At 74.8% G+C, this 8,587-nt stretch carries 9 protein-coding genes and 1 riboswitch; of the genes, 6 read left to right on the top strand and 3 right to left on the bottom strand.

Annotated elements, in window-relative coordinates; translation table 11 throughout:
• Nucleotides 1-232: 232 nt before the first annotated feature.
• Both GA0115242_RS14145 and GA0115242_RS14150 read left to right on the top strand, forming a co-directional pair.
• Nucleotides 233-1,129, top strand: coding sequence for a KPN_02809 family neutral zinc metallopeptidase (locus GA0115242_RS14145; RefSeq protein ID WP_093828251.1), 897 nt, complete (start codon nucleotides 233-235; stop codon nucleotides 1,127-1,129).
• 138 nt (nucleotides 1,130-1,267) lie between these two features.
• A complete protein-coding gene (locus tag GA0115242_RS14150) occupies nucleotides 1,268-1,681 on the top strand; it encodes a VOC family protein (protein WP_093828265.1) in 414 nt (137 codons plus the stop codon).
• A 208-nt stretch (nucleotides 1,682-1,889) separates the two neighbouring features.
• Here GA0115242_RS14150 and GA0115242_RS14155 read toward each other — a convergent pair whose 3' ends face one another.
• The 3 genes from GA0115242_RS14155 to GA0115242_RS14165 all read right to left on the bottom strand — a co-directional run bounded on the left by GA0115242_RS14155 (nucleotide 1,890) and on the right by GA0115242_RS14165 (nucleotide 5,412).
• Nucleotides 1,890-3,299 carry a hypothetical protein gene (locus tag GA0115242_RS14155; protein WP_176729809.1) on the bottom strand — a complete coding sequence of 470 codons (1,410 nt, stop codon included), beginning with the start codon at nucleotides 3,297-3,299 and terminating at the stop codon, nucleotides 1,890-1,892.
• 180 nt (nucleotides 3,300-3,479) lie between these two features.
• The gene (locus GA0115242_RS14160) at nucleotides 3,480-4,607 is read right to left on the bottom strand and encodes an alpha/beta hydrolase (RefSeq protein WP_093828255.1); all 1,128 of its coding nucleotides are present in this window, start codon (nucleotides 4,605-4,607) and stop codon (nucleotides 3,480-3,482) included.
• 94 nt (nucleotides 4,608-4,701) lie between these two features.
• Nucleotides 4,702-5,412: a class II aldolase/adducin family protein gene (locus GA0115242_RS14165; RefSeq protein WP_093828257.1), complete on the bottom strand. Its 711-nt coding sequence runs from the start codon at nucleotides 5,410-5,412 to the stop codon at nucleotides 4,702-4,704.
• 217 nt (nucleotides 5,413-5,629) lie between these two features.
• On the opposite strand from GA0115242_RS14165, the gene GA0115242_RS14170 reads away from it, so the two are divergent.
• The 4 genes from GA0115242_RS14170 to GA0115242_RS14185 all read left to right on the top strand — a co-directional run.
• Nucleotides 5,630-6,340: a lysozyme gene (locus GA0115242_RS14170; protein ID WP_370672279.1), complete on the top strand. Its 711-nt coding sequence runs from the start codon at nucleotides 5,630-5,632 to the stop codon at nucleotides 6,338-6,340.
• A gap of 144 nt (nucleotides 6,341-6,484) precedes the next feature.
• The gene (locus GA0115242_RS14175) at nucleotides 6,485-7,738 is read left to right on the top strand and encodes an inorganic phosphate transporter (RefSeq protein ID WP_093828261.1); all 1,254 of its coding nucleotides are present in this window, start codon (nucleotides 6,485-6,487) and stop codon (nucleotides 7,736-7,738) included.
• A gap of 32 nt (nucleotides 7,739-7,770) precedes the next feature.
• On the top strand, nucleotides 7,771-7,992 hold the full coding sequence (locus tag GA0115242_RS14180) for a hypothetical protein (protein WP_093828263.1): 222 nt from the start codon (nucleotides 7,771-7,773) through the stop codon (nucleotides 7,990-7,992).
• A gap of 117 nt (nucleotides 7,993-8,109) precedes the next feature.
• Nucleotides 8,110-8,252: riboswitch (cobalamin riboswitch) on the top strand.
• Between the two features lie 99 nt (nucleotides 8,253-8,351).
• Nucleotides 8,352-8,587 (top strand): cobalamin biosynthesis protein (locus GA0115242_RS14185; RefSeq protein ID WP_176729810.1); only part of this gene is annotated, 236 nt, incomplete at its 3' end.

Consider the following 8,587-nt stretch of genomic DNA (forward strand, 5'->3'; position numbering starts at 1 on the left):
CGTGCGACCCCAGCCTGCAGTACGACCACCGCGCCCCCCTTCGGAAACCGCCGTCCGGCGCCTGCCGGATCCGGCGCAGAGCGTAGCCACGCGCGCGTGGCCGGGGCCGGTGGGCGGGCGGGACACGGCGGGCGGCGCGGGGGCTGTCCCCCGTTCGGCGGTCCGTGCGGGGCGGGGCGCGGGGCAAGGATGACGGCACCCGGACGACCGCCGCCCAGAGGATGGTGCCCCCTTGCAGTTCGACGACGACGCCCCGCTGGACACCTCGGACGTGCAGGACGTGCGCGGCAGCCGGATCCCCGGCGGCCGGGCGACCGTGGGCGGCGGTGTCGTCGGTCTGGTCGCGCTGCTGCTCGGCCTGTTCTTCGGGGTCGGGCCGCAGGAGCTGGGGCTCTCCGACGGGTCGGGCCGTCCGGCGGCGACGGCGTCGTCGCTGGCGCAGGTGCAGCAGAGCTGCCGTACCGGGCGGGACGCCAACACCAGGGAGGACTGCCGGCTGGTCGGGGTGGTCAACAGCGTGCAGGACTACTGGCGGCAGGAGTTCGCCCGCCGGGGCGGCACGTACACGTCCGCGCCCACGGTCTTCTTCGGCGGCCGGGTCTCCACCGCGTGCGGCCAGGCGTCCAGCGCGGTCGGTCCTTTCTACTGCCCCGGTGACCGGAAGGTCTATCTCGACCTCGGGTTCTTCGACGAGCTGCGGACGAAGTTCGGCGCGAACGGCGGGGCGTTCGCGCAGGCGTACGTGGTGGCGCACGAGTACGGGCACCACGTGCAGGACCTGCTGGGGACGCTGCGCCGGGCCCAGGACGGGCGGACCGGCGCGAACAGCAACGCGGTCCGGGTGGAGCTGCAGGCGGACTGCTACGCCGGGGTGTGGGCGCACCACGCGACGACCACGAAGGACCGGACGACCGGGCGGCCGCTGATCACCAGCCTGACGGCGGCGGACATCCGGGACGGCCTGGACGCGGCGGCGGCCGTCGGGGACGACCGCATCCAGGAGCGCTTCCAGGGGCGGGTGGCCCCGGAGTCGTGGACCCACGGGTCGGCGGCACAGCGCCGGCAGTGGTTCGACCAGGGGTACAGGACCGGGGCGCCCGGCCGGTGCGACACCTTCGGCACGTCCTGAGCCGACCGGTCCCGGACCGACACCGGGAGCCGGTCCGGGAGCTGGTCCGGGGGCCGGTCCGGGGGCCGTTGTCAGTGGTGGCTGCGAGACTGGTTCGTGGTGAATCCGACCGGTTCTGGTCACGAAGGGGTGATCGGCATGGCAGACGGCACGGGCGCGGCGCCGAGCATGTATCCGACGCTGCTCTACACGGACGCGAAGGCCGCGATCAGCCAGCTCACGGAGGCCCTCGGCTTCAAGGAGCTGGCGGTCTACGAGGGTGAGGACGGCTCGGTGATGCACGCCGAACTGGCCCAGGGCAACGGCGCGGTGATGATCGGCTCCAAGGGCCGGGCGGGCCTGTTCGCCTCGGCGATGCGGGACGCCGGGCCGACGGGGGTGTACGTGGTGGTGGACGACGTCGACGCGCACCACAGGCGGGCCGCGGCGCACGGCGTGGAGATCCTGATGCCGCCGACGGATCAGGACTACGGCTCGCGGGACTACATGGCCCGGGACACCGAGGGCAACGTGTGGAGCTTCGGCACGTACGCACCCCGGCTGCCGGGGTGAGGTGCCGGGGCACGCTCCCGGCATCGCCACCGCGCGCCCGCTCCGGCCGGACCAGCCGTTCCCGGGCCGACCACGCCCAGGCCGCCGGTTCTCTGACCGACCGCTCCCGGGCTGAGCGTTCCCGGGCCCCCGGTGCCCTGGCCGACCGTTCCCCGGCAGACCGCTCCCCCGCCGCCCGTGCCCACGTCGCCCGTTCCCGGGCCGTCCGCTAGCTGCCGCCGGTGTGGACCTGGAAGGCCGCCCGGCGGACGGCCTTGGCCAGGGCCGGGTCCGGGTGGGCGGCGGCCAGGGCGACCAGGACCTGCACGGTCCTGGGGTGGCCGACGGCGCGGACCTCGTCCAGCAGGGCGGGCACGGTCGGCTGGAGGGCGGACTCCAGGTGCCGTACCAGCATCGGGGCCTCGCCGTGGTCGGCGACGGCCGCCGCGGTGTCGACCCAGAGCCAGGTGGCCTCCTCCCGGGTGAGCACCTCGTGGGCGTCCTCGGGGTCGATGCCGTCGTGCTCGGCGAGCCAGAGCAGAGCGTAGGGGCGCAGGGCGGGCTCGTCGGCGACGGAGCGGACGTCGGGCTCGGCGGGGGCGCCGACCACGCGCAGCGCCTCGAAGGCCAGGCCGCGCAGCAGGGCGTCCTCGCCCCGGGCGGCGGCGAGCAGCTCGGTGACGGCGCCGCCGACGGTGCGGGCGGCGAGCCAGGCGCGGTACTCGGCGCGGGCCGCGTTCGGGCGGAGCTGGGCGCAGCCGCGCAGCATGTCCTCGGCGCCCTGCTCGATGTTGCCCGCGGGGCTCTGCGCGGCGACGCAGATCTGCTCCAGCTTGACCCAGACCGCCCAGCTGCCCAGCGGGGTGAGGGTGGCCTGGCCGTCGCCGCAGGTGAGGGCGCCGACGGCGGCGAGGGCGTGCAGCGCCCAGTCGAGGAGGGGGGCGAGCTGGGTGTCGTCGCGCTCGGGCGGCAGCGGTACCGGGACGGGTTCGGGCTGCGGGCCGTAGGGGATCTCGCAGCGCTCGGTGCGCAGTTCGGTGACGCGCTGCTCCAGCAGGTCGAGGAGCTGGGCGACGGGCACGGGACCGGCGGAGAGCTGGAGGAAGGAGAGCACCTGCGGCATGGCCGAGACGACCTCGGCGACACCGGCGGGCTCGTGCGCGGCGGCCTCCGGGTGGGCGATCGACCAGGCGTCGAAGAGGGCGACCCAGCCGCGCAGGACGGCGCTGTCGTCGCGGTTCCAGGCGCGCAGCCGCCAGCCGGGGCGTGCGGTGTCGCCGTGGACCTCGATGAGTCCGGCCAGCCGGGCGGTGTCCCAGTGGGCGCGGACCTGAGCCGTGGTCAGGCCCAGTTCCTCGGCGGCGCGTTCGGCGGTGGCCTCGGCGAGGGTGGCCTGGTCACCGGCGGTGGCGCCGTCGCCGCCCGGACCGAGGGCGATGTCGGCCCAGCGGGCCACGCGGGCGGCGCCCGCAAGCTGGGAACGAGCCATTCGGGCGAGCTCCCCGGGGGCCGGTGTGCCCTCCGGGGGACGCGGCGCGGGGCGGCGGGTGCGCCGCTGGTTCACTGCTCTGGGGGCGGCGGCCAGGGGTCGTGGGCGGACGAGTCGAAGCCTGGAGTCGCGCGGGATACGGGACGTCACGGGTGCAGTCTTCCGGTTGACGGTCCGAAAACCCAAACGGAATGTCACGGCGGGCGACGGGGATGGCCAACGCACCGGGTCCGCGGGGCGGTCGAGGGCCGAGAACCGGCCACTGGTACGGCGTTAAACGGAATGCCGGCGCGCGGTGCGCGGCGGACCGCGCCGCGCGCTCCGCCGGGGTCACATCAGCGGGGTCAGGAAGCGGCGCAGGACCTCTTCGTAGCCGTCCGGGTCGACGTTCCACATCGCCGCGTGCGGGGCGCCCGGCACGGGGTGCAGGGTGACCAGATCGGGGCGGTCGGCGGCCAGGCGGCGGGAGGGCGCCCAGGGGGCCAGGGTGTCGTCGGGGCCGTGCACGATCAGGGTCGGGACGGCGAGTCCGCCGGGTTCGGCGGCCTGCGCGGTGGCGTCGCCGCGGATGCCGGTGCGGCCCTGGGCGGCGCGGACCGCGAGCGGGAGCAGGGCGCCTGGGGTGTGCCGGGCGGTGGCGAGGGCGCGCAGGGTGGCCGTCCAGTCGAGGACCGGGGAGTCCAGGACGAGGCCGGAGATCCGCTCGCCGAGCGCCGAGTGGGTGGCGGCGAGCAGCGCCATGGTGGCGCCGGTGGACCAGCCGTAGAGGATGACGCGGCGGGCGCCGTGCTGGACGGCGTGCCGGATCGCGGCGTCCAGGTCGTGCCACTCGGTCTCGCCGAGGTGGTGCAGTCCGTCGGGCGAGCGGGGCGCGCCGGGGTCGCCGCGGTAGGCGGGGACGAGCACCGGGAAGCGCAGGCCGTGCAGGAACTCCATGAGGTTGAGGGTGTGTTCGCGGCCCGCGGCGAGGCCGTGCACGGCGATCACCCAGGTGTCGCGCGCGGCGGGCACCGACCAGGCGGGCAGGGGTCCGAGTTCGCCGGGCACGGCGACGGAGGTGTGGGGCAGGCCGAGGGCGGTGGTGGGGTCGCCGGTGCGGAGGTCGGGGACCAGCCACATCCGGTCGCCGGTGGCGGGGGCGCCGCGGGTGACGCGTTCCAGGCGGCGCACGACGGTGTCGGCGGAGTGGGCCGCCGCGTCGATGACCGGGCCGACGACCGCGTGGCTGTCGTCGTCGGCGAGGCCGTAGGTGCCGGGGCGCAGCGAGGCGAGGGCGCGGGTCAGCGCGATCCAGTCGTCGCCGACGGCGTGCACGGTGAGGCGCGGTTCGGTGGGCGGGCGGCCGCCGGAGGGCGCCTTGAGGGCGGCGTCGCTGGCGAACCGGCCGGCCGCCACGCTCGCGGCGCCCGCGGCGAGGGCTGCGGTGACGGCCGCGGCCGCCGCTTTGACAGTGCGCACCCGTCCAGTCTCCCGGCGGATCGGGGACCCGGCCAGTGGGCGGAGCGGGCGGGTGACGGCGGCCGGGCGGGGCGGGCGCCCGCCGGGGGCGGGTTCAGCCGCGCTGGCCGTACCCGCGCAGGCGTTCGGCGACCTCGGTGAGCTGGTCGGGGGTGAGCAGGCTGGGGGTGAGGCCGGGCACCGAGACGGCCGTCAGCCACAGGCGGCACATCCACTCGAGCTGCGCGGTGCGGTCGTAGGCCTGGTCGAGGGTGGCGCCGTGGGCGACGGTGCCGTGGTTGCGCAGGAGGCAGGCGCTGCGGTCCTCCAGGGCGCGCAGCATGTGCGCGGCGAGGGCGTCGGTGCCGTAGGCCGCGTAGGGGGCGACGCGGACGGCGCCGCCGAGGGCCGCCGTCATGTAATGGACGGCGGGGAGTTCGGTGACGAGCGTGGAGACGGCGGTGGCGTGCACGGCGTGGGTGTGCACGACGGCGAGGGCGTCGGTGGTGCGGTAGACGGCGAGGTGCATGGGCAGTTCGCTGGTCGGCACGAGGCTGCCGAGGACCTGGCGGCCCGCCAGGTCGACGCCGGTGACGTCGGCGGGGGTGAGCCGGTCGTAGGGGACGCCGGACGGGGTGACCAGGACGGTGTCGCCGACGCGGGCGGAGACGTTGCCCGAGGTGCCGACGACCAGCCCGTCGGCGACCGTGCGGCGGGCGGTGGCGACGAGCTCCTCCCAGGCCAGCGCCTCGGCGTCCCGTACGGCTCTGCCCCATGCCTCCGGTGCGGTGCGTTCCCTGGGTGTGTCCCGTCGCGGCTCGGCCATGGGGCGATCCTGCCAGGCGGGTGCCGCCCTGGGGAGGGGGTGGCGCGTGGGGCCGCCGTGCGGGAGTTCGGCGCCTCACTCTTCCGGGTGCGCGCGGAATACCGATCATCCGGTGATCTTCGAGTAGCCTCCACCGGTGATTTGTCGTCCACGTCACTATTTCGGGGGATAAATGGCTTGTGTCCGCACGTCGTTCCGTCGTCTCCGTCCGCTCGCGATGTCCGTGGCGGCGGTGACCGCCGTCGCCGTGACCGCCGTCGCCGGGCAGCCGTCCGCGGCCGCCGAGGCGGCCGGGCTGCCGAAGGGGCACGACGTCTCGTCGCACCAGAAGCGGGTCGACTGGGGGAAGGCCAGATCCAGGGGGGCCGCGTTCGTCTACGTGAAGGCGACCGAGTCCACCTCGTACCGCAATCCGTACTTCGACGGCCAGTACCGCGGCGCCCGGGACCACGGCATCCTGCGCGGCGCCTACCACTTCGCGCTGCCGAACCGGTCCTCGGGCGCCGCCCAGGCCGCGTTCTTCGTGCGCAACGGCGGCGACTGGAAGGCCGACGGGCGGACGCTGCCGCCCGCGCTGGACATCGAATACAACCCGTACGACCGCAAGCACCGGTGCTACGGGCTCGGCAAGGCGCGCATGGTCGGCTGGATCCGCGCGTTCAGCGACGAGGTCGCGCGGCGCACCGGCCGCCCGCCGGTGATCTACACCACCGCGCACTGGTGGAGCGCCTGCACCGGCAACAGCCGCGCGCTCTCCGCCAACCCGCTGTGGATCGCCCGCCCGGGGGCCTCGAACGCGGGGTCGCTGCCGGGCGGCTGGTCGTACTGGACGTTCTGGCAGTACGGCAACAAGGGGCGGCTGCCGGGCGACCAGAACCTCTTCAACGGGAGCCTCGCGCAGCTGCGGAAGTTCACCCGGGGCGGATAGCCGAGGGGCGGCTCGGGGCGGCGGGGCCGGACGGAGCGGCAACCCTCCCGCACGGTCACCCTGTCGCCCGTCTCAGTTCACCTTCCGTTCATCCAGGTTGCCTACGTTCAACGCGCCAATGACTTCGAACGATTGCCTGGGTAAATGGAAAACTTCTCGCTGATCTTGGCGATTGTGGTAGTGACCGCACTCGCGTTTGATTTCACGAACGGTTTTCACGACACCGCCAACGCGATGGCCACCACCATCTCGACCGGTGCGCTCAAGCCCAAGGTCGCGGTGGCCATGTCCGCCGTGCTGAACCTTGTCGGCGCCTTCCTCTCCGTGGAGGTCGCCAACACGATCTCCAAAGGTCTCGTCGACGAGAGCGGCATCCGTCCCGAGGTCATCTTCGCCGCCCTGGTCGGCGCGATCCTCTGGAACCTGCTGACCTGGCTCGTCGGGCTCCCCTCCTCCTCCTCGCACGCCCTGATGGGCGGTCTGATCGGCGCCACCATCGCCTCGGCCGGGTCCGGCGCGGTCCACGGCGACGTGCTGGTCACCAAGGTGCTCATCCCGGCCGTGGCCGCCCCGATCGTGGCGGGCGTCGCCGCGCTCCTGGCGACCCGGCTCTCCTACACCCTGGGCCGGAAGGCCGACGGCAAGGCGGCCGCGAAGGGCTACCGGACCGGGCAGATCGCCTCCGCCGGACTGGTCTCGCTCGCCCACGGCACCAACGACGCCCAGAAGACGATGGGCATCATCACCCTGGCCCTGGTCGCGGGCGGCGCGGTCGCCCCCGACTCGGACCCGCCCACCTGGGTCATCCTCTCCGCCGGTCTGGCCATCGCGCTCGGCACCTACCTCGGCGGCTGGCGCATCATCCGCACCATGGGCAAGGGCCTGACCGACCTCCAGCCGCAGCAGGGCTTCGCCGCCCAGACCAGCGCGGCCACCGTCATCCTGGCCTCCTCGCACCTCGGCTTCTCCCTCTCCACCACGCACGCCGTCTCCGGCTCGGTGATGGGTGCGGGCCTGGGCCGCAAGGGCGGGGTGGTCCGCTGGTCCACCGCCACCCGGATGTTCGTCGCCTGGGGCCTGACCCTGCCGGCCGCCGCCCTGGTGGGCGCGCTCGCCGAGACCGTGACCGGCCTGGGCGACTGGGGCACCGCGGCCGTCGCCGTCTTCCTGATCGCCTCCAGCGCGGCCATCTGGAAGCTGTCCCGGCGCGAGGTCATCGACCACCACAACGTCAACGCGGCCGACGAGCCCGAGCCCGCCGGTGTGGTGACGCAGGCGATCGCCGCCGTCACCCCGCCCCCGGCAGGAACCGTCGCCGAGGGGCTGACCGCGACCATCCCCGCCCCGCCCGCCACCGCCCAGAGCACGGAACCGGCCGCCGGTCCCGCCGCCGTCTGAGCCCGTCCTCCCGGTAACGAAGGAACCCCGACATGAAGATCGACTGGGCGTCCCTTGGCTCCGTCTTCGGCGTCAGCCTCGTGGTCACCGTGGGCCTGGTGGCCCTGTTCACCCTCGGCATCGCGGGCCTCTCCCGGCGCGAACGCGCCACCGCGCAGGGCGGGTCGGCGACGCTCGCCGTCACCGGCGCCTACGTCTGCTTCGCCGCCTGCGCGGCGGCGGTGGCGTACGGGATCTCCCTGATCGTCGCCTGAACCGCGCCGGGCCACAGGCCCGCCGGCACCCCGGGGTGCGGGACGGAACACCGTCCCGCACCCCTGTGCGTGTGGGCCTCGGCACACTCCTTCACCGCAGGTCAACAGCAAGTTGACTGCCGTTGTGCAGCGTGGTGGACTGCCGAGGCCAAGTACGGCGGCACGAGAGGAAGCCGGTGCGAATCCGGCGCGGTCCCGCCACTGTCACCGGGGTAGAACCCCCCGGGAGCCAGGAACTCTCACCGCCGGTCTCGTCGAACCAGGGCGCGGACACCCTGAGTGAGGACATATCGCCATGCGCGGCATCCGACCGAAGCCGAGCGACCCGGCCCTGCCCGCCCCCGCGGCCGACTGACCCGATGCGTGCCGATCGCGTCTTCGCGTACGGCGCCGCCGCCGGCCTCCTCGGTGACCGACTGCTCGGCGATCCACGCCGCGGGCATCCGGTCGCCGCGTTCGGCCGGGCCGCCGGTGCCGTGGAGCGGGTGCTGTGGCGGGACCACCGCGGGTGGGGCGCCCTGCACACCGCGGTGTGCGCCGGTGGCGCCGTCGCCCTGGGCGTCGTCGCCGCCCGCGCCGTGCGCCCCTCCCCCGC

It is taken from the genome of Streptomyces sp. SolWspMP-5a-2, assembly GCF_900091845.1.
Lineage (GTDB): Bacteria > Actinomycetota > Actinomycetes > Streptomycetales > Streptomycetaceae > Streptomyces > Streptomyces doudnae.

What these genes read in the sequence shown, in the direction of transcription:
- GA0115242_RS14175 (WP_093828261.1), top strand. Translation starts at nt 6,485, where the DNA reads ATGGAAAACTTCTCGCTGATCTTGGCGATTGTGGTAGTGACCGCACTC.
- GA0115242_RS14180 (WP_093828263.1), top strand. Translation starts at nt 7,771, where the DNA reads ATGAAGATCGACTGGGCGTCCCTTGGCTCCGTCTTCGGCGTCAGCCTC.
- GA0115242_RS14170 (WP_370672279.1), top strand. Translation starts at nt 5,630, where the DNA reads ATGTCCGTGGCGGCGGTGACCGCCGTCGCCGTGACCGCCGTCGCCGGG.
- GA0115242_RS14150 (WP_093828265.1), top strand. Translation starts at nt 1,268, where the DNA reads ATGGCAGACGGCACGGGCGCGGCGCCGAGCATGTATCCGACGCTGCTC.
- GA0115242_RS14165 (WP_093828257.1), bottom strand. Translation starts at nt 5,412, where the DNA reads ATGGCCGAGCCGCGACGGGACACACCCAGGGAACGCACCGCACCGGAG.